The 21,332-nt window shown below is 43.7% G+C and carries 20 protein-coding genes; 17 read left to right on the forward strand and 3 right to left on the reverse strand.

What is annotated here, in order from left to right:
* Positions 1-91 precede the first annotated feature (91 nt).
* Both ubiE and BTO09_RS02960 read left to right on the forward strand, forming a co-directional pair.
* Positions 92-826: a bifunctional demethylmenaquinone methyltransferase/2-methoxy-6-polyprenyl-1,4-benzoquinol methylase UbiE gene (ubiE, locus tag BTO09_RS02955; RefSeq protein ID WP_087523246.1), complete on the forward strand. Its 735-nt coding sequence runs from the start codon at positions 92-94 to the stop codon at positions 824-826.
* A complete protein-coding gene (locus BTO09_RS02960; protein ID WP_087523247.1) occupies positions 823-1,524 on the forward strand; it encodes a porin family protein in 702 nt (233 codons plus the stop codon). Before ubiE ends, BTO09_RS02960 begins: the two co-directional genes overlap by 4 nt.
* Here the strand turns inward: BTO09_RS02960 and BTO09_RS02965 are convergent.
* Positions 1,511-2,236 (reverse strand): RNA methyltransferase, encoded by a 726-nt coding sequence (locus BTO09_RS02965; protein ID WP_087523248.1) that lies wholly within the window; start codon positions 2,234-2,236, stop codon positions 1,511-1,513. The genes BTO09_RS02960 and BTO09_RS02965 overlap by 14 nt on opposite strands.
* 126 nt (positions 2,237-2,362) lie before the next feature.
* On the opposite strand from BTO09_RS02965, the gene BTO09_RS02970 reads away from it, so the two are divergent.
* From BTO09_RS02970 to BTO09_RS02995, 5 genes are all read left to right on the forward strand, one after another.
* Positions 2,363-4,912 carry a BamA/TamA family outer membrane protein gene (locus BTO09_RS02970; RefSeq protein ID WP_087523249.1) on the forward strand — a complete coding sequence of 850 codons (2,550 nt, stop codon included), beginning with the start codon at positions 2,363-2,365 and terminating at the stop codon, positions 4,910-4,912.
* A 103-nt stretch (positions 4,913-5,015) separates the two neighbouring features.
* Positions 5,016-6,083: a class II fructose-bisphosphate aldolase gene (gene fbaA / locus BTO09_RS02975; protein WP_087523250.1), complete on the forward strand. Its 1,068-nt coding sequence runs from the start codon at positions 5,016-5,018 to the stop codon at positions 6,081-6,083.
* Between the two features lie 3 nt (positions 6,084-6,086).
* Positions 6,087-6,953, forward strand: a complete 867-nt coding sequence (accD, locus tag BTO09_RS02980; protein ID WP_087523251.1) for an acetyl-CoA carboxylase, carboxyltransferase subunit beta — start codon at positions 6,087-6,089, stop codon at positions 6,951-6,953.
* 389 nt (positions 6,954-7,342) lie between these two features.
* Positions 7,343-7,834: a hypothetical protein gene (locus BTO09_RS02985; protein ID WP_087523252.1), complete on the forward strand. Its 492-nt coding sequence runs from the start codon at positions 7,343-7,345 to the stop codon at positions 7,832-7,834.
* A gap of 748 nt (positions 7,835-8,582) precedes the next feature.
* Complete coding sequence (locus BTO09_RS02995) at positions 8,583-9,131, forward strand: hypothetical protein (protein ID WP_157663411.1); 549 nt, start codon at positions 8,583-8,585, stop codon at positions 9,129-9,131.
* Between the two features lie 627 nt (positions 9,132-9,758).
* Here the strand turns inward: BTO09_RS02995 and BTO09_RS03000 are convergent.
* Positions 9,759-10,634: a hypothetical protein gene (locus BTO09_RS03000; RefSeq protein ID WP_087523255.1), complete on the reverse strand. Its 876-nt coding sequence runs from the start codon at positions 10,632-10,634 to the stop codon at positions 9,759-9,761.
* A gap of 179 nt (positions 10,635-10,813) precedes the next feature.
* On the opposite strand from BTO09_RS03000, the gene rpsO reads away from it, so the two are divergent.
* The 10 genes from rpsO (at position 10,814) to rpe (ending at position 20,399) form a co-directional block, all read left to right on the forward strand.
* Positions 10,814-11,083, forward strand: a complete 270-nt coding sequence (gene rpsO, locus BTO09_RS03005; RefSeq protein WP_087523256.1) for a 30S ribosomal protein S15 — start codon at positions 10,814-10,816, stop codon at positions 11,081-11,083.
* 174 nt (positions 11,084-11,257) lie between these two features.
* Positions 11,258-13,477 (forward strand): polyribonucleotide nucleotidyltransferase, encoded by a 2,220-nt coding sequence (locus tag BTO09_RS03010; RefSeq protein ID WP_087523257.1) that lies wholly within the window; start codon positions 11,258-11,260, stop codon positions 13,475-13,477.
* A gap of 135 nt (positions 13,478-13,612) precedes the next feature.
* Positions 13,613-14,557 (forward strand): hypothetical protein, encoded by a 945-nt coding sequence (locus tag BTO09_RS03015; RefSeq protein WP_087523258.1) that lies wholly within the window; start codon positions 13,613-13,615, stop codon positions 14,555-14,557.
* A 34-nt stretch (positions 14,558-14,591) separates the two neighbouring features.
* Complete coding sequence (locus tag BTO09_RS03020; protein WP_087523259.1) at positions 14,592-15,152, forward strand: RNA polymerase sigma factor; 561 nt, start codon at positions 14,592-14,594, stop codon at positions 15,150-15,152.
* Entirely contained in the window at positions 15,145-16,848 is a 1,704-nt protein-coding gene (locus BTO09_RS03025; RefSeq protein ID WP_087523260.1) for a hypothetical protein, read from the forward strand. Before BTO09_RS03020 ends, BTO09_RS03025 begins: the two co-directional genes overlap by 8 nt.
* A 175-nt stretch (positions 16,849-17,023) precedes the next feature.
* Positions 17,024-17,887 carry an RNA polymerase sigma factor RpoD/SigA gene (locus BTO09_RS03030; protein WP_034261238.1) on the forward strand — a complete coding sequence of 288 codons (864 nt, stop codon included), beginning with the start codon at positions 17,024-17,026 and terminating at the stop codon, positions 17,885-17,887.
* Between the two features lie 157 nt (positions 17,888-18,044).
* On the forward strand, positions 18,045-18,590 hold the full coding sequence (locus BTO09_RS03035) for an RNA polymerase sigma factor (RefSeq protein WP_087523261.1): 546 nt from the start codon (positions 18,045-18,047) through the stop codon (positions 18,588-18,590).
* Positions 18,591-18,600: 10 nt separating this feature from the next.
* Positions 18,601-19,140 (forward strand): hypothetical protein, encoded by a 540-nt coding sequence (locus BTO09_RS03040; protein WP_087523262.1) that lies wholly within the window; start codon positions 18,601-18,603, stop codon positions 19,138-19,140.
* Between the two features lie 153 nt (positions 19,141-19,293).
* Positions 19,294-19,704, forward strand: coding sequence for a BLUF domain-containing protein (locus tag BTO09_RS03045; protein ID WP_087523263.1), 411 nt, complete (start codon positions 19,294-19,296; stop codon positions 19,702-19,704).
* Positions 19,705-19,730: 26 nt separating this feature from the next.
* On the forward strand, positions 19,731-20,399 hold the full coding sequence (rpe, locus tag BTO09_RS03050; protein ID WP_087523264.1) for a ribulose-phosphate 3-epimerase: 669 nt from the start codon (positions 19,731-19,733) through the stop codon (positions 20,397-20,399).
* On the opposite strand, the gene BTO09_RS03055 is transcribed toward rpe, so the two are convergent.
* Positions 20,396-21,229 (reverse strand): zinc-dependent peptidase, encoded by an 834-nt coding sequence (locus BTO09_RS03055; protein WP_087523265.1) that lies wholly within the window; start codon positions 21,227-21,229, stop codon positions 20,396-20,398. The two genes, rpe and BTO09_RS03055, sit on opposite strands and share 4 nt — an antisense overlap.
* Positions 21,230-21,332: the final 103 nt, after the last annotated feature.

Raw genomic sequence — 21,332 nt, forward strand, 5'->3', positions numbered from 1 at the left:
CAGAAAATCTGTGGATTTGCACTCAAGATTAACAGCTTTGCAACAAGGCGATTGGGTCATTTTTGTGTATTTTTGCCCCCAAATTAATTGCATGGCCAAGTCGGTTAACCCCTATAAGGATTCAGAGCTCAGCAAAAAAGCCCAAGTGGAGCAGATGTTTGACAATATCTCTAACCGCTATGACGGGCTAAATCGCGTGATCTCTTTGGGAATAGACCAGAAATGGCGCAGAAAAGTGGTGAATCTGGTTGTGGACCACAAACCCAAAACGGTTTTGGATATAGCGACCGGAACTGGCGATCTGGCCATAGCTTTCGCTCAGCGTATGGATCAGGCTAAAGTAACCGGCCTGGACATTTCGGACGGCATGCTCAGTGTTGCGCGTAAAAAGACAGCTTCTGCCTCCTTTGCCGATCGTTTGGAGTTTGTCAAGGCAGACTCGGAAGCCATGCCCTACCCCGACAATCACTTTGATGCCATAACAGTATCCTTTGGGATCCGCAATTTTGAAAATCTAGAAAAAGGCTTAGCCGAGATTCTTCGCGTACTCAAGCCTGGCGGCTTATTCGTGGTTCTGGAAACTTCAGTTCCAGAAAAATTTCCTTACAAACAAGGCTATAAATTCTACTCAAAAGGTATCTTGCCGGTCATTGGAAAGCTATTCTCCAAAGATAAAGTCGCCTACGGATATCTGTCAGAGAGCGCAGCGGCTTTCCCTTATGGAGAACGTCTCAACAATATTTTTGCAAAAATCGGGTTTAAAGAGACTGAAAATAAACCGCAAACTTTTGGTGTAGCCACTATTTACACCGCAACCAAAGCATGAGTAGAAAACTGATCCTCATATTGGCCTTAATCTTTTTGGCGCAGAGTGCACAAGCACAGCTTTTTAGCAAAGAGCGCTTGGCCAATCTAGAGACCTTTGACAAACGATTTTTAACCTGGGGATACTTTTTAGGGTTTAACCAATACGACTTTAAGATCGAATACGAAGGGCCACAAGCAGAGGATATCGTGATCGATCGTGTTGGCGGATTCAACGTAGGTCTTATTGGAGACATGCGATTAAACGAGCACATGAACCTGCGTTTGGAGCCGGGACTCTATTTTACCCAGCGCGACATTCGTTTTCCCGGTTTTGTAGAGGAACGCGACATTTTGCGCGAGGTAAAGTCCACTTATATTCACGTGCCTTTACTGCTCAAGGTTTCCACAAAACGACTGAACAACTTTAAGCCCTTTATTGTGGGCGGAGTTTCTTCCGCTTGGAATTTATCGAGCAATAGTGACAATCCGCAGGACAACTCCGGAGGTGAATTCAGAATGGAAAGCACAGCACAATTTTGGGAGGTCGGATTTGGGATCGATTTCTACCTGTTCTATTTCAAGTTCACACCTTCTATCCGTGGAGTCTTTGCTATGAATAATGAGCTAATTCCAGACAATGACCCAAATAGCCCTTGGACAGGCAACATAAGCTCCATGGGCACCCGAGGTATCTTTATCAATTTTACATTTCAATAGATCGCTTGAACTCGCTGAGCAGTATAGCAGTTGCTGTAGCTACATTGAGACTTTCTTGACCCGTTCCAAAGTTTGGAATGCTGAGCTTGGTAGCTATAACTGCTTCGGTCTTTGGAGAAATCCCCTGCCCTTCGTTGCCCATAACCAAAACCGCATCAGTTGGTAAGCTGCTTTTGTAAACCTGCTCCCCTTGCATAAAACCCCCATAAACAGGTAACTCTGTCTGAGCTAACCAAGCCGAGAGGTCTTCCAGATAATGCAATTGGACTCGAGCCAAACTTCCCATAGAGGCTTGCACAACTTTCGGATTATAACAGTCCGCAGTGGTTTGTGTGCAAACAATATGACCTACTCCAAACCAGTCCGATAGTCTGATTATTGTCCCTAAATTCCCTGGATCCTGTACGCCGTCTAAGGCGAGAATAAGGCCACTTTCTTGTAATGGAAAAGCCTCTTTTCTATCAAAAACTGCAAAGGCGGCATTTGGTGTTTTCTGATTACTGATCTTTTTGAGTTCTACTGCGGAGATGATCTCTGGAGCATAGTCCGAAAAAAGTGCTGGATCTGTGGTGAAAAGTTGCTGCAATTCCAAGCCTGCATCCAAGAGATCGCCAATGAGTTTGGGACCTTCTGCTACGAAGACCTCTTCCCGGTCTCGGTACTTTTTCTGACGTAATGACGTTAGGTATTTGAGGGTGTTCTTGCTCAGCATATATCTGCAAATAATACCGCTCCAATCAGCTATCCAACCTATAAAAAACCGACTATTTTCACAGTTTGCTAAATAAAGGCGGACTGTATAGGAAATAGTTTATTTTTGAAGTAATCTATTGGCCGCTTGAAGCAACTTCACTCAAAAATAGTATTAATATTTGTTACGGCACTACTGCTGTATTCTTGTAATGCAGTAAAGCGGGTTCCTGATGGCAAATACCTGCTGGTAGAGAACCAGATAAGCCTAGATGGCGAGCCGATAAAAGATCAGAATATCTACGCGCAACTCTCCCAGCGACCCAACACTCGCGTTTTAGGTATACCTTTCAGTCTTCACATTTATAATTTTGCCAAAAAGGACCCGGACAGTACTTTTCAGGAGTGGTTAGCTAAAAAACCGAAACGCGAAGAACGTTTGTCCAAGAGACTTTCTGAAAAACAACTCTACGAACTTGAGCAATCTTATGTAGGCATCAACAATTGGATCAAAAAGATAGGCGAAGCTCCAGTGATCATAGACGAGGCCAAACTCGAGAAGTCTCGTAAGCGCTTGGAACGCTATTACCGCAGACGCGGCTGGTTTAATACCGAGGCCAGCTACACCGTAGACGGTGACAGCACCCAACGCGCCAAAGTAAACTACAAGGTGGTGCGCTATAGACCCTATATAGTCGATTCTATAAAGACACAGATCAGTTCCCCCGTGGTGGATTCCCTGTTCCAGCAGACCAGATCTCAGAGTTTTATCAAGGAGGGAGAACAATACAAGGCCGAGAACTTTGAAAACGAAATAGACCGATTGACCCTGCAATTCCGCAACTCTGGACTTTACGATTTCGACACGGAGTATGTGACCTTTGAGGGCGATACGGTGGACACAGATCACAAGGCGCTTATCACCTATATCATTCCAGACAGAACTATTACCACTCCAGATAGCACCTATACCGAACCTTTTAAATCTTACAACGTAAACAAGGTGCGTATTGTAACCGATTACAGCTATTCAAGACGGGCAGAACAGTTTACAGATAGCATTAATTATAAAGGATTTGAGCTTTACAGTTTTGATGGGCTCGATTACAAACCCAAGGCCATTACCGATGCCATTTCCATTAGCCCTGGGAAGGTTTTTCGTGATATCGATCGTTCATTGACCTATAACCAGATCAGTGACTTGAATGTGTTCCGCTACCCTACAATTGAATACAGTCCAGACCCGGACGACCCAGAGGGCAACGGACTAATTGCCAACATCTTGCTCTCGCCGCTTAAGAAATACAATTTGGACGTCAACTTTGACGCCTCCACCTCTACGGTTCAAGAATTTGGGGTGGCTTTTAGAACCACCTTCTCTATTCGAAATGTGTTTAAGGGTGCGGAGACCCTTGAGCTTTCTGCACGAGGCAGTTTGGGTTCTTCTCAGGATGCTGCGGATGCGGACCAGCGCTTTTTCAACATCTCTGATGTGGGTGGAAATGCGGCCTTACAGTTTCCGCGAATTCTCTTCCCGCTGAATACAGACAAGATCATTCCTAAATTCATGTCTCCAAAGACACGGATAAGCACAGGAGTAGGATTTCAGAACAATATTGGGCTAGACCGACAAAACCTGAATCTGGCCTTTAATTATCAGTGGGAACCCAGCCCGACCAAGACCTGGAACCTCAGTTTGGCAGACATCCAATATGTACGCAATCTAAATACGAGTAATTTCTTTAATGTATACCGGAGCTCTTTCGACATAGTGAACGACATAGCACAGGCCAGTGGATATGTGTATGCCGATCCGGAAAACCCGAGTTTGGGCATTCCAGAAGAGATCGATCAGTTTATCAATGATGCCCTAGGAGATAATCCGGACGGCCTGGTTTTTACCCGTGATAATTTAGAGGAACTAGCCAGTGTGGACGAACGTAGAGATCGCTTATCAGAAGACAATCTGATCTTTAGTTCTAGTGTAAGTTGGATCCGCGATTCGCGTGAAGACACTTACGACCTGAGCTTTACCCGCTGGCGATGGAAGTTAGAATCCGCAGGTAACTTCCTTTCTCTGATCACCGACTTGGCCAATACCGAAGTTGCAGAAGATGGAAACCGAAAAGCCTTGGGCGTGGAATTCTCGCAATACGTAAAAGGAGAGCTAGATTTTATTCGTCACTGGGAGGTCAACCAGAATGCGGTCCTTGCTGTGCATGCTTTTGGCGGTATTGCTATCCCTTACGGCAACAGCAATAGTATTCCCTTTATTCGTTCTTATTTTGCAGGAGGTGCTAACGACAACCGCGGATGGCGTCCTTTTGATCTTGGACCAGGTAGTAGCGGAAGTCGTCTAGATTTCAACGAAGCCAACTTTAAGCTCGCTTTTAATGCCGAATATCGTTTTACCCTATTGGGAGCTTTAAAGGGCGCTTTGTTCGTCGATGCAGGGAATATTTGGAATGTTTTAGATTCACAACAGGACGAGGCCTTTAGATTCTCAGGTTTTAGCGATCTTGGAGAATTGGCTGTAGCCAGTGGTTTTGGGATTCGCTATGACTTCGGATTTTTTGTATTGCGTTTCGACACGGGCTTTAAAACACACAACCCGGCGAGAGACCTTGGAGACCGTTGGTTCAAGGAATACAACTTTGCCAATGCTGTCTTTAATATAGGGGTGAATTATCCGTTCTAAATCCGTCAGCTAAAACGTTAGCGTTGATTCTTACTGCCACCAAGCCCATACCGTATATTTTTTGTTATTTTTGCTACCCTAACCTATACTGAAAAACGTCTTTATGAGTCATTCGATAAAACCGGGCGTAGCTACCGGGAGAGAAGTTCAGGAAATTCACAAACTAGCGAAAGAAAAAGGTTTTGCCATGCCAGCGGTAAACGTGGTAGGCACAAACTCTATCAATACTGTACTGGAAACAGCCGTTGCACTTAATGCTCCGGTTATTATACAGTTCTCTAACGGAGGGGCACAATTCAATGCCGGAAAAGGCCTTTCTAATGAAAATCAAAAATCGGCCATTGCCGGAGGAATCGCCGGAGCCCGACACATACACGAAATGGCAAAAGCTTATGGAGCAACTGTGATCTTGCATACGGATCACTGCGCCAAGAAGTTATTGCCTTGGGTAGACGGCCTTTTGGATGCCAGTGAAGCCCACTACAAGCAATTTGGCACCCCTTTGTACAGCAGCCATATGTTGGATCTGTCGGAAGAGCCAATCGAAGAAAATATCGAGATCTCTAAAAGATACCTAGAGCGTATGAGCAAAATGGGGATGACCTTAGAGATCGAATTGGGAATCACCGGTGGCGAGGAAGACGGCGTGGACAACTCAGATGTTGACTCCTCTAAATTATATACCCAACCAGAAGAAGTAGCTTACGCCTACGAAGAGCTCATGAAAGTGAGTGATCAATTCACGGTTGCTGCCGCTTTTGGAAACGTTCACGGAGTTTACAAGCCAGGTAACGTAAAACTAACTCCAAAGATCTTAAAGAACTCTCAGGAGTATGTACAAGCGAAATTCGGAACCGGGCACAACCCTGTTGATTTTGTATTCCACGGTGGTAGTGGTTCTACCGTAGAGGAGATCCGCGAAGCTATTGGCTACGGGGTAGTAAAAATGAACATCGACACCGACTTGCAGTTCGCCTTTACAGAAGGTATCCGCGATTATATGACTGGGAATATCGATTATTTGAGAACCCAGATCGGAAACCCAGATGGAGCCGACGTGCCAAATAAGAAGTACTACGATCCACGCAAATGGTTACGCGAAGGTGAAGTGACTTTCCGCAAGCGTTTGGAGAAAGCTTTCGAAGACCTAAACAACGTAAATACCCTTTAAGACATGGCTTGGTTTAAAAGAACAAAGAAGGGGATCCAAACCCCAACCGAACTCAAGAAAGATGTCCCAAAAGGGCTTTGGTACAAATCACCGACCGGGAAGATCGTAGATGCAGAAGAGTTAGAAAAGAACTTTTACGTGAGCCCAGAAGATGGATATCACGTTCGCATTGGTTCTAAAGAATATTTCGAGATCCTTTTTGACGATAACAAGTTCAAGGAATTGGATAAGAATCTAGTCGCAAAAGATCCGCTGAAATTCGAAGACACTAAAAAATACTCAGACCGTTTGAAAGACGCCCAAGAGAAGACCGGACTTAAAGACGCGGTTCGCACCGCTGTTGGAAAGTCTATGGGAGCAGACTTGGTTATAGCCTGTATGGATTTCCGTTTTATCGGTGGTTCGATGGGATCTGTAGTGGGCGAGAAAATAGCGCGTGCAGCAGATTACAGTCTTAAGAACAACATTCCGTTCTTGATGATCTCTAAATCCGGAGGAGCCCGTATGATGGAGGCTGCCCTTTCGCTAATGCAGTTGGCCAAAACCTCTGCAAAATTGGCGCAGTTGGCAGAAGCAAAGATTCCTTATATCTCTTTGTGTACTGACCCTACTACCGGAGGTACTACCGCATCTTTTGCTATGTTAGGAGACATCAACATTGCAGAACCGGGAGCATTAATTGGTTTCGCTGGCCCACGTGTGGTAAGAGACACTACTGGGAAAGACCTACCAGAAGGATTCCAATCTTCGGAATTTCTATTGGAACACGGTTTCTTAGATTTTATCTCCCACAGAAAAGATCTAAAGCGCAATATTAATCTCTATTTGGATTTGATTTTAAATCGTCCGCTTCGAGAAAAAACAGCTTAAGAGAAAGGCACCCGATGGGTGCCTTTTTTATTTACGTTATACGGACATCGAGTGTCCCGCCTTTGGCGGGATGTATCGAGATGTCATTAACATGACCGCGTCTTACTTTTCTTTATGTTACTTTTTTCATTGCCAAAAAAGTGACCAAAAGGTCTAGCCACTGCGGAATCACTTTTTATTTCATAAAACCCCTCGTGCTTTCTGAGCCGTGCGCGGCTCTGCCGTCGATGCCTCACTCAAACATCCACTGGATGTTTGGTTTCTTCGAAACATCGTGAGCCAGTGCACGGTCTCGCACCGAACAGCACTCAGTAGTGATGCGCAGCGGCGGGATTTTAAATTGAGTTTTGTAACTTTTTTTACGGAATTACATACTAACCTAATAGTTAATGACCAAGATCGAGAATAAATTCCTTTTTACTAAGTACCCTGACGGAGCTGTTGCTATCGGGTATTTATTAATTGGTCTTTCAATTATCAGTTATATTCAATTAAGGATTTTAATACTGTCCTTGTTGATCTTAACGCTCGCACTCTATTTAGCATTCTCACATATTGGAATATTGATTGATCAGCATAATAGAAGATTCAAATATTATGAAAGCAAATTTGGATTCAAAACAGGGAATTGGGAATCACTTGAGAACTATCCCTACGTGAGCCTTCTGAGTCTTCGACAAAAACAAACAACTTATAGTCATACGAACGCGCACAATACTTCGCGATTTATGACCTATCAGGTGCATCTCCTCAATGAAAAGCACACTGTAAAATACATCTTAAAAGAGTTCCGTGATAAAGAATCTGCGGAAATTTATTTGAATAGATTCGCAGCTGAATTCGGCCTTGAAATATCCGTTTACAGTCCTGATTTTAGTTAAGTACTAATGGACAAAACAATTAAAATTGTCTACGCAGTTTACACAATCTTGGTGATGCTATCACCTTACGGCGTTTACCCAATAGAAGGGGAAATGTAAAATTACGGGCTATTTTTTAGCTTTAATTCTTGGGAAATATTTCTGGTGACAAGTCCAATACTAGTTTTAAATATCTTGAGATTAGAACGATTCTGGAAGAGTGGTTATATGGCTGTATCTGTATCATCTACGATTTTAGGACTCTTCTATTTTATCTTCGGAATGATTTGGATCAGTGATGGCTTTCGAGGTTTTCTTTATCACTTTGGAATCTTATTGCTGATTTTGTTTTTACCGTTAAGTTCCTATATGCTTTACTACGACAAAAAGCTAGGCAACTTTTCCTAAACTTGGTCTCTGTAAAACGTCATTTATTCAACAAACGCGACTCCTCAGGAGTCTCGTAAAAATCAAGCCAGCAGTAGTTGGATGATAGCTGTGTGGAACAGTAAGGAGGCGAAGCCGAGTGCGAACTCCGCACAGCTGTGGCTGCGGGTGGCGTAGATTTTAGAGACGAGTGAGCGTCGCTAGCGCTTTTGGATACTTTTGCCGCGATGGGAAAAGTATCGTAAAAGATAACTGCAAATTGGTAGTGATTCATAGTTGTAGATGAGAGACCAAAACCAGAAACCTCAATAAAATAATTACCCCTTAAAGGGTATAAAACATTGACGCATTGCTATTTACCTTAGCTATAAATTCAATCGTCATGAGAAAATATATCCTACCAATCGTCTTTTTTTGCTCCATCACGGCCTCTGCACAGGTCTATTGTTCCTACTCCGGAGGCGGCTGCGCCAATGGCCTATCGCAACCCACGCAATACGCTAGTAATATAGTCTCGAACATTTGCAATATTCTGGGGGTGCGATACATAAATACCTATGCGGGTAATGTTGGAAATGCCTGCGCCTCTAATTATCAAGGCTATCCGATCATCACCTACAACCGACAATTCATGAATTACCTCTCTAGTAATAACCAATGGGCTCCCATTTCTGTGCTTGCGCATGAAGTCGGACATCATGTAAACAACGACATTTCTTGGTACGGCGCGTTTAAACACTCTTGGACCAAAGAACTACAGGCCGATTATGTTTCTGGATATGTGATGTACAAAATGGGTGCGTCCTTAGAAAATGCGAAATCCGCCTTCTATATTATGTTTGATTGGATGGGCTCTATGAGTCATCCAGATACTCCGAGAAGAATAGATGCATTAACCGCTGGGTATTACAGAGCGAGGAATGGGTTTTAGAATGTCATTGACATGAGCCAGTTTTTCCTCTTTCTTTTATGTCACTTTTACCATTGCCGTAAAAGTGACCAAAAGGTCTAGCCACTGCGGAATCACTTTTTACTTAGTAAAACCCCTCGTGCTTTCTGAGCCGTGCGCGGCTCTGCCGCTATTGCACGGTCTCGCACCGAACAGCACTCGGTAGTGATGCGCAGCGGCGGGGTTTAATAAAATATAAGAGCGACACTCATGAGAGTGCCCCTCTATTTAAAACACTAGTGAACTAGAATTTGTAGCACAAAAAAAGGGAGCCTTTCGACTCCCTCAACCTAAAACTTTAGCTCACAATATTTTGCATTGCAAAACTAAATGTCTAGCAGACATTTGAGTGAGGTACCCGCGAAAGCGGAAAGCAATCTTCTAGATGTCATCTCGATACTATTTTTGCTCTGCAAAAATCACTCGATGACCGTAAATAGAAAAGAGCGCCTAGCAGCGCTCTTTTCACCTAAAACCCTGCCGAACGTCTAAAATTAGTCCAGTGGACTAATTTAGAGAGGCATACTGCCTGCCGCGCTGGAAGTTATTGCAAAAAAAAGGGAGCCTTTCGACTCCCTCAACCTAAAACTAACTGTTAAAAACCACTCCTTAGTTAGCAAGGAATCTTCTCAACCTAATCACTTGCTCCTCTCCAGAAGGCAAGGTCAAAGTTCCAAAAGGATCGCAAGAACCGTCTCCAAAATCAAGACTAACGGTAGCATCTTCTCGGCTGAGCTCTAGAACACCACTTACAATAAATCTGCAAGCCCATTCTCTGCGAAGTGGCACCACAGTTTCTTTACTGTAAGAAACTCCTAAGCGATTGGTGAAGTTCACGGTTCCACTCAGAAGGAAAACATTATCTCCCCAGAAGCCAGTACCAGCGCCTTCTATCCATTCGCGGTTCTTGTTGGCGGAATAGCTCATAGATTCTCCATCGGGCCAAACAACATCTAGACTCACAGTCTTATTAGCATTGGGGTTTCCGGCCTCATTAATACTACGCACAATGGTCTTAGAACCATTAACGCTAATGTCGTTGAAAAAGAAATCGTCGCTAGTTTGTACCTGAAAGGTGCGAGATGGAGCATCGCTGTCTACACTATGCGTAATGGTATAACTTCCAGAAAGCGTATTGCCTGTAGGCAGTTCACAACCGTCTCCAAAGTCTACGGTGCGTTCAACGCTGGAATCAGTAACCACAGTTGTTACGGTAACGCAAGGGGGCAAAAAATCGGAAACCTTAGCCGTAAAGCCGTTCGCGTCAGCTTCTGCGGAGGCAATAATGTCTAAGGTGATATTGGTAAGTTCTTCGTCAATAAGGTCTATCTCATCGGCCTGATTGATAGTCTCCACACTGATCTGGGCATTTACTTCTTCCTCTTGATCCACAGCTTGTGTATCGTCATTAGAACAACTGCTCAAGGTCAAAGCTCCTACAGCCAGTATGCTAAGTACTCTTAAAGGGTGAAATTTGGTTTTCATTTTTTCTATTTTTTTGAGTTTGTGTTCCTATGACCTCAAATGTTAAAGAAGGTTTAAAATCCAACTGAAAAAAATTAAACACACTAAGAATCAGCACAAATCAATAAATAGCGCTATATTTGCGCCCTGTTGTCGTAAGGGCACAGACGTACATAAAAATTATTTAAATAAATGTTGGCATGTATTTAACACCAAAAGTAAAAGAAGACATCTTTAAAAAACACGGGAAGTCTGCACAAGACACCGGTTCTGCAGAAGGGCAGATCGCGCTATTCACTTACCGCATCACCCACTTGACAGAGCACCTCAAGAAAAACCACAAAGACTACAACACCGAAAGATCTTTGGTGAAACTAGTAGGTAAGCGTCGTTCTCTATTAGATTACCTAATGAAGAAAGACATTATGAGATACCGTGCTATCGTTAAAGAACTAGGACTACGTAAATAAAACGTATACTTTTGGAGGGGCTTTTGGAGCCCCTCTTTACTTTTCTTACCTTAGGGGAGAATAACGAAAAAGCTGCTTAGACGCTTTTCATCAGGTCGACGATGGTTCCACTTCACTACACAACAACAAACCATTGTTAACCCGCTCTTGTAAAAAGAGCACCAAATCATTTTTATGATACCAAAGACTTATAAAGAGGTCATTGACCTTGGAGACGGTAGAGAGATTTCTATCGAAACCGGAAAACTCGCCAAGCAAGCGCACGGTAGCGTTGTGGTGCAGTCCGGAAAATGTATGATGCTGTGTACTGTAGTTTCTAACTACCACTCAGCAGATGTTGACTTTTTGCCTTTAACGGTAGACTACCGCGAGAAATTTGCGGCAGCCGGTCGTTACCCAGGTGGATTCTTTAAACGTGAAGCACGTCCCAGTGACGGCGAGGTACTTACCATGCGTTTGGTAGACCGCGTATTGCGTCCGCTTTTCCCAAAGGATTACCACGCAGAAATTCAAGTAATGATCCAACTTATGTCTCACGACGACGAAGTGATGCCAGACGCTATGGCCGGATTGGCTGCTTCTGCGGCGATCCAGCTTTCTGACTTCCCGTTTGAATGTGCGATCTCTGAAGTTCGTGTAGCTCGAGTAGACGGTAAGTTCATTATCAACCCTACCCGCGCACAGTTGGCAGAATCTGACATCGACATGATGGTTGGAGCTTCTGCAGATTCTGTGATGATGGTAGAAGGTGAGATGGATGAGATCTCTGAAGAGGAAATGGCTGATGCGATCAAAGCTGCCCACGAAGCTATTAAAGTTCAGTGTGCTGCCCAGTTGCGTTTGGCAGAAGCCGTTGGAAAGAAAGAAGTGCGTGAGTACGAACCAGAAGACGAGGACGAAGCCCTAGAGCAAAAGATCCACGATATGGTTTACGACAAGACTTACGCTATCGCTAAGGCAGGATCTGCCAAGCACGAGCGTGGACAGGCGTTTAGCGATATCAAAGAAGAAGTTTTCGCGTCCTTCTCAGAAGAAGAACAAGAAGAACTTGGCAAATTGATCCACAAATACGTGGCTAAAGCGCAAAAGAAAGCCATTCGCGATCTTACCTTAAATGAAGGTTTGCGTTTGGACGGTCGTAAAACCGACGAGGTTCGCCCTATCTGGTGTGAGGTAGACTACCTACCTTCTACCCACGGTTCTGCGATCTTTACGCGCGGGGAAACTCAAGCTCTAGCGACTGTTACCTTGGGAACTTCAAGAGATGCAAACATCATTGACATGCCTTCTTACGAAGGTGAGGAGCGTTTCTACCTCCACTATAACTTCCCTCCTTTCTCAACTGGAGAAGCCCGCCCTATCCGCGGAACTTCAAGACGTGAGGTTGGACACGGTAACTTGGCGCAACGCGCCCTTAAAGGAATGATCCCAGACGATTTCCCATACACGGTACGCGTAGTATCTGAAGTATTGGAATCTAACGGTTCTTCTTCTATGGCAACAGTGTGTAGTGGTACTATGGCCTTAATGGATGCCGGTGTTGCTATGAAAAAGCCAGTTTCTGGTATTGCCATGGGATTGATCTCCGAAGGTGACAAATACGCCGTTTTGAGTGACATTCTTGGTGACGAGGATCACTTAGGTGATATGGACTTTAAAGTAACTGGTACGGCGGATGGTATTACGGCTTGTCAAATGGATATCAAGATCAAAGGGCTTAGCTATGAGATCTTGGTGAAAGCCTTGAAACAAGCACGTGACGGACGTTTGCACATTTTGAGCAAACTAACCGACACCATCGCACAACCAAACGAAAGCGTGAAGCCACACGCGCCGAAGATGGTTACCGAGATCATTCCAAACGAGTACATCGGTGCCCTTATTGGCCCTGGTGGAAAAGTGATCCAAGAACTTCAGAAAGAGACAGGAACAACTATCGTTATCAACGAGGATCCTGTGACCGAAGAGGGAATTGTAGAGATCCTTGGAACCGATCAGGCGGGAATCGATGCTGTATTGGCAAAGATCGCCGCCATAACCTTCCAACCGGAAGTAGGAAGCGTTTACGAAGTAAAAGTGATCAAGATCTTAGACTTCGGAGCCGTTGTAGAGTACCTAGAAGCTCCAGGAAACGAAGTATTGCTTCACGTTTCTGAATTGGCTTGGGAACGCACAGAAAACGTAACCGATGTTGTGAACATGGGAGACGTATTCGACGTGAAATACTTCGGAATCGACAAGCGCACACGTAAGGAGAAAGTTTCTCGCAAAGCCTTGTTGCCAAAGCCAGAAGGTTATGTAGAGCGCAAGCCTAGAGAACGCGATGACCGCAAAGGCGGGGGTCGTGATAACAGAAATAGAGACAATCGTCGCGATCGTAAAGACCGCAACTAAGACAGATTTCTGATCTAATAAACCTAAGAAAAGCCGCTAGTTTAGCGGCTTTTTTTATTATTCGGCAAATAAAAGTTATTTTTAACGCAACCTTTAGAAAAAAGCAAGTCTATTAACTAAACAACACCACAAAAAATGAAAAAATATTACGCACTTTTTTGCTCAGCTGTAGTTGCATTATTCGCGGTTTCCTGTGAAAAGGATTCCAACAATACCATTGACCAGGTATTGGAAGGCGTAGACAGCGGAGCCGTACTGAGAACAATCAACGTGATCTCTGGTGAACTCCCCATCGGTGTGGAAGGCGCTAAGTTCGAAGTTGAAGTAGAAGCTCAGGACAATCAAAATGGAGACTTGCTACAATCCGTTGACGTGTTTGTAGCGCTTACAGACAATTCCCCCGATAACGGAGATTCTTCTGCGGCAGAAGTTCAGATCGCTACGGTAGATCGCGCAGCTTTTAGCCCGGGACCTTTTGGCTTACCTCGTGGTATCGTTAGTGTTTCTCTAGATGAAATGCTTGGAGCTCTAGGAGTTACAGAAGGAGATCTCTTTGGAGGAGATGTTTTCAATGTACGTCTTGCACTTAATCTAACAGATGGTCGTGTATTCTCAGTAAACAATGCCGGAGGTATCATTACTGGTGGATTCTTCAATTCTCCTTTCCAATACGCTCCAACAGTGATTTGCCCTGTTGAAGAGACTTATATGGTTGGCGAGTATTTGATCGAAGAGATCACTCCTTATGTTGACGGACCGACTTTCGATGACGGATCTATAGTAACAGTATCTGTTGGAGACTTCAGTACCGAGCGATTCTTCTTGACATCGAACTACCCGGATTACTGTACTACTCCAAACGATTTTAGATATACCCTTGTATGCGGAAACATCATTGTTCCGTTACAAGAAAGCAACTGTGCTTGTGGTTCTGGTGCAGATTACTTCGGACCACCACTTGGAGATCCATCTACCTACGACTTAAGTGACGATACGGTATTCTTTTTGACTTTCGGAAACGACTTGCAGTCTGACTGTGTTGCTCCGGAAGACACTACCTATAAGTTCACTAAGCAATAGGCAGGCCAGTAAACCTGTAAAATGAAACGTATACTTGGAACTTCATGAGCTCATAAAGTTATGTAAACAGCAAAACAGACAAGCACAAAGTGAATTGTTCCTGCGTTACAAAGACGTGCTTTTCACTTTGTGTTTGAAGTATTGCAAGAGCCACGCGGAAGCGGAAGATCATCTCCAAGACAGTTTCATTAGAATTTTCCAAAACATTAAGCGGTATGCCGACAAAGGAAGCTTTGAAGGCTGGATGAAGCGCATTGTGATCAATGCCGCCATTGACCGCTATAAGAAAGACCTCTACACGGTCTCTGTAGACGAGCAGCGAATTGCTGAGGCGGACACAGCGATCGATGAGCAGGCTATGCATTTGCCCTTAAAGACCCTTCTGGGACTGGTGCAAGAGCTACCGAGTAGGTATCGCCTGATTTTTAACCTCTACGAACTAGACGGGTATTCCCACAACGAAATAGCAGACCAGTTAGGAATCTCCGTAGGAACATCAAAATCGAATTTACATCGCGCCAAGTTGATTTTAAAGGAAAAGGTGCTTGCCCTCAGGGCAGACCGAACCGTGACTAAGAATCTTAAACATGGATAAGAAACAAGACATAGGAGCAGCATTTAAGCAGCGTCTGGAAGGCCTGAACCAAGGCCCGTCAGATAGTGCGGCGCTATGGGAACAAATTGCCAGTCAACTCGAGGCCGAGGGCACCCAACCCAAGGGAATGCCGTTTTGGCTTAAGTCTGGCCTTGCTGTACTGATCGTAGGGATTACCACCTTTGGAATTTGGAAATTCACCAATTCTTCTGATACTGCACTTCCAGAAAACTCAGAAGTAACTCAAAATGATACAGAAACCGGTGACACTTCAGTGACCACCACTAGTCCGAACAATAAGGACAATAAGCAAAGCATTCCTGTAGCTGCTCAGGATGCTGAAACTGTGGCCGAAACCACTGATACCGCTGCAGAAGACAATACTATAGAATCCGCAGCGCAACAAAACAGTATTATCAATAAAGAAATAACGGCTGTAACTGCTACCACAACTGTTAACAAGAATAATAGCGAAGAGAACAAGACAGCTACTCAAACTAAGATCACAGATAATACAAAAGTGCAAAGTGCTGTAGCTTCGGGAGTTCAAAACCGCAGTAATGACAATACAACTGATTCTACTCTAAAGACTAGTGGTTCTAAAGAAAATTCAGTAAACACAAATGTCGCAACCCTTAGTAGCAAACAGAACGCGGTGAATGCAACGGATCGCAAGGCATCCGCAGCAACTGGGCTTAGCACGCAAAGTGGAACCAAGACCACAACAGCTGCAACCAATACCGGTATTAAAGCGCAAACTGAGCAGACTGCAAAAGGTGCTTATCCGGCCAGAGGTTATTACGCATGGCCAAAGAACACTACTAAGCCCATAGACGTTGATGCATCTGTCTATGCAACCCAAAATGAGATCAAGACCGGAGAGCAAGCATCGGAGTTACCTATAGTTCAATTGGAGGAACCTAAGAAAAAGATTAAAAAATCTAAGGAATTCCGTGCCTTTGAGCGGGCAATAAACTTAGAAGAAATGACCAATTGGCGTTGGTCTGTAGGTGCAGTGGTGGCACCTACTACTTACGGTTCGCTGACCAAAGGTTCTATGTTAGACGCTCGTTTGGAGAACAATCCTAGAGAAGGAGAAACCAATTTAAGTTACGGCTTGCAGATCAAGAATCAAATGAATCGCAACTCCGCGCTTCGATTTGGAATCAATCGTGTAAATCTAGGGTACAACACTCAGAATTTTCAGGTTAATATCATTGACAATGTGGTGAACATTTACCAGCTAACGGGTATAGATCCAGGAACGGAAATTCAACAAGGAGGAATTCCGCTGAATCCGAATGCGACAGAGTTTTTCAATTCTAACGACGTAGTGACCATAGATCAGGACATTTCCTATTTAGAGATCCCTGTGGAATATCAGTACTCCTTTATCAATAACAGATTTGGGGCCAATTTCATAGGAGGAGCGAGTTTGATAGTCTTAGACGACAACCGCATATTTGCCGTAAACGACTTAGGGCAAAGTGTTGCGGTAGGTAAGTCGAGCAATTTGACCAACCTGGGTTATACCTTAAACTTCGGATTAGGGCTTAAATACGATATTTCTAAGCATTTTCAGCTGAATTTAGACCCTATGCTTAAAATTCAAATGAACTCGCCTGAAAACACCTCGGTGAACAATTTTAGACCGTATTTCTTCGGGATATTTAGCGGCTTGCACTTTAAATTCTAGAAGATCTTTTCCGCGGTCATATTTATTAACCATTTAGTTAAGTAACTGGTTTTCAATAGTGGATATAGAAATATTAAAAATTCGTGAACTATTTGTAACATTTTTGGGTATCTTTACGTATAACTAGGTACAGCGTGCAATTAAGCACGTGAGTTTAGAAGAGAGGATTTATTAGATGAGACAACTCAAAATTACCAAGCAGGTCACCAACAGAGAGACCGCTTCCTTAGACAAGTACCTACAAGAAATTGGAAAAGTCGACCTTATCACCGCCGATGAAGAAGTAGAGTTGGCACAGCGAATCAAAGCAGGCGATCAGCGTGCTTTAGAAAAGCTAACAAAAGCTAACCTGCGTTTCGTGGTATCGGTAGCAAAGCAATATCAAAACCAGGGACTGACATTACCGGATTTGATCAACGAAGGAAACTTAGGATTGATCAAAGCCGCACAGCGTTTTGACGAGACTCGTGGTTTTAAGTTTATTTCATACGCCGTATGGTGGATCCGTCAATCGATTCTACAAGCGCTAGCAGAGCAGTCTCGAATTGTACGTTTACCATTGAATAAGATCGGTTCGATCAATAAGATCAACAAAACCTTTGCTTTCTTGGAGCAAGCGCATGAGCGTCCACCAAGTGCCGAGGAGATCGCCAAAGAGCTAGACATGACCATCAATGACGTAAAGGAGTCTATGAAGAACTCCGGGCGTCACGTATCCATGGATGCTCCTTTGGTAGAGGGAGAAGATTCTAACCTATACGATGTATTGCGTTCTGGAGAATCTCCAAACCCTGACCGTTCTTTGTTACACGAGTCATTGCGCACTGAAATTGAGCGCGCATTGGAAACCTTGACCCCTCGTGAGGCAGACGTGATTCGTTTGTACTTTGGTTTGGGAGATCAGCATCCTATGACGCTAGAAGAGATCGGCGAGACCTTTGACCTAACACGTGAGCGTGTACGTCAGATCAAAGAAAAAGCTATTCGCAGGCTAAAACATACCTCGCGAAGCAAAATATTGAAAACTTATCTGGGTTAATACGACTAACTCAGTGTACAGTAACAAACAGTTAAACTAACTGTTCGTTTTTTGATTGATGAATGAAACCCCTGCCACTGGCGGGGGTTTTGCTTTTTACCCCTGCCCCACGCAACCTTTCTAATAATTCTGTACATTACAGCAAAGAACCTAGTAGATGTCTACTGCATTGACCGATCTTATTAGTGGCTGTAAAAAAGGCGAGGCTCGTGCTCAGGAAAAATTATTTCTCGAGTACAGAGATGCGCTATACACCACTTCGTTAAAGTATTGCCGCAATGTAGAAGAAGCCCAAGACAATGTTCACGATGCATTTGTCATTGTGTTCGAGACCATCAAAAAATATAAAGGCGCAGGTTCCTTTGCCGGTTGGATGCAACGCATCGCCATAAATCAGGCGGTAAAGAAATACCGCAATAAAAAGAACGAACAACTTACCGAAGATCCATCGTGGTTCTCGGTGGCAGAAGATGAACCAAAATGGGCTCAAGATTGTGATCTAGATCAGTTATTAGAGGCGATACAACAGCTTCCAGATCAATACCGACTGGTCTTTAGTTTATATGTACTAGACGATCACAGCCACCAAGAAATAGCCGATAAGCTCAGCGTTAGTATCGGCACCTCTAAATCTAACCTCCATCGGGCAAAAGTGCTTTTAAAAAAAAGCTTAGCCAACAAACTAATGACTAAACCGGCCTAACATTTAGCTTATGAATACCCAAGATCCAATAGAAAAAATAATAAAAGCTCGTATGGAGGGCGTACATAAGACCACTGATGTACCTAGCTGGGATACTGTTGCTCAAAGCCTGAAGCGCAAGAAACGCAATAAGTATGTCTTCTGGTTGTGGAGCTCTGCTGGCGTTCTCGGACTACTCGCCTTACTTCTGTTTAATAATTTCGGATCTCAGCCCGAAGCTGAATCGAATCCTCCTGCTGTTTCCCAGGAAGTAATAATACCGGCAGACTCATTAGAACAGCAAAACAGCCTGAGCTCTGAAGAAAACACCGAGTTACAGAAAGACATAGATAACAACGAAAACCCTACCGAGATTGCCACCAGCAAAGAAGAAATTCTTGCCAAAGACAAGCAACCAACAGGGGATTCACCAGATTTTACCGAAGGAGCCACTCCTACACCAACTTATTATTATTACGACTCCAAGACTGGAAAGCAAATCAGCACCAAAGACAAGAAGGTCATTGACAGTATTCTGAAAAGCAAAGAATCCGAAGGGAATAATAATTAAGATATATTCACTAAGCAAAGCTTAAACAAAACACTAACAAGCATTAGCTTTCTGTTTACCAACTACTTAGGTCGGTGAAAATCTACTGTAAGTGTGCTTTTTCTATTGTAATTCTCGAGGAAATTCGCTATCTTTAAGAAAATCATCCCCACGATGAAAACGTCTATACACACAGTCTGCTATGTGAGTACGGCGATTTCAACAATTACCAATGACAATGTGAACGAGGTTTTTGACGGCATCGTTGAAAAGAACCTCAGCCTTGGTATTACGGGTGTATTGTTGTTTTCGCACGAAAATTTTATGCAGGTCATGGAAGGCCCGCCTCACAACCTATTGCCACTTTACGAGACCATTAAGCGCGACCAGCGGCACCACCACATAATTGAGATCCTAAATCAATCCACAAGCGAACGAATGTTTGAAAACTATCAAACCGGTTTTTCTATAGTCGATAATTCCGATCAGATTTTTAGTCTTCAGAAATACCTGAGATTCATTGAAGATAATTTTGACGGAGCCGTGAAAAAACGAGCAGAAGTAGTTAGACCCTTCATTTATTGATTATTTTTGCACAAAATAAATCATCGATGAGCACCCTTATTGCACCTTCTATTCTCGCTGCGGATTTTGGAAACCTTCACCGCGATGTCCATATGGTAAACAAAAGTGAGGCCGATTGGTTCCATTTAGACGTTATGGACGGTGTTTTTGTTCCAAATATTTCATTTGGTATGCCTGTAATAAAGGCAATTGCTCAAGAAGCGGAAAAGACCTTAGATGTTCATTTAATGATCGTAGATCCGGACCGTTATATTCAAACCTTTGCAGATCTCGGCGCCAATGTGCTCACTGTACATTACGAAGCCTGCACGCATCTTCACAGAACCGTACAAGCTATCAAGGCTGCAGGTATGCAAGCCGGAGTCGCTATGAATCCTCACACTCCTGTTTCTTTATTGTCGGACATCATTGCAGACCTAGACCTGGTTTGCCTGATGAGTGTAAACCCAGGTTTTGGCGGACAATCCTTCATAGAGAATACCTACGCTAAGGTACGCGAACTACGTGCGCTGATAGCAGAAAAAGGTGCCAAGACCCTTATAGAAATAGACGGAGGCGTTAAAGACAACAATGCAGCGGCCTTAGTTGAGGCTGGTGCAGACGTTCTCGTTGCCGGTAGTTTTGTCTTCCGCTCAGACAATCCAACCGCGACTATTAGCAACCTAAAAGCGACTACCTCTCAAGTTTCTTATTAGTACCCTAAAAATTTAAAATTGAGCAACATTCGGGTGTGGTCATAGAGTTCCGGAAAGTTCGCCTTAAAGGTGCCAGGAGACTCCATAAAGTATTCTGAGAGAACCGCCATGAACTCATATTCGTTAGTAAAGGCGTATTCTCTAAAGTATCGGGTCTCGTCCAAGCGGTCTTTCACCTCTTGATGGGTTAGGCGCTTTAGTATCTTTTGAAATTGGACTTGAAAACGTGCGGAATCGGTATCTCCCCCCCTTTTGGCCTCCAGTTGCATGGCGTGCATAAATTCGTGTATACCCAAATTAATATTGTCATGCCCATCTTCCAGTCCTGCCTCAAAGTCTTTCCAAGATAAAACCAAAGCCCGACCACCAGGATTCAACTCTCCTTTGTGATAGGTCTGATTGATATTGCTAAAGAATTCCTCCGGATAGATCAAAATAAAATGGATCAGACTATAGGTATAGTTCTTTCTACCAAAACTCAGCATACATCCTACAGCAGCGATCAAAACTTTCATTCTATCTGTAAGCACCAGATCTTCCCGAGGGATAAACTCTTTATCCTTAATAAAGCTCGCTACACGATGTTGAAACTGTCGGCGGTGCTTTCTATTGAGCTTTCTGTAAAAAGGGAATTCGGTCTCGAGTATACGCAGTTGATTTCGAGGCAATTTTCGATAAGAGAAATACTGCCTCACCAATGGTCTTCCAAAATGCTCGGCATAGAAATTCTCAAAGACACGAAAGAGAAACAATAGGAATCCCAACGCAACTATGCCGTAAGCATAGGGCGCAAGCCAAGCGATATTTTCATCTGGTTGTTGCAGTATCATGGGGATTCTTTGGGCCACGTAAGATATATAAATTACTTTAAATCAATCAGTAGGGTAAACATATACAAAAAAGCAGGTCTGTAAAGGACCTGCTTTGAAAAAT

This window comes from Gilvibacter sp. SZ-19 (assembly GCF_002163875.1).
Taxonomy (GTDB): Bacteria; Bacteroidota; Bacteroidia; order Flavobacteriales; family Flavobacteriaceae; genus Gilvibacter.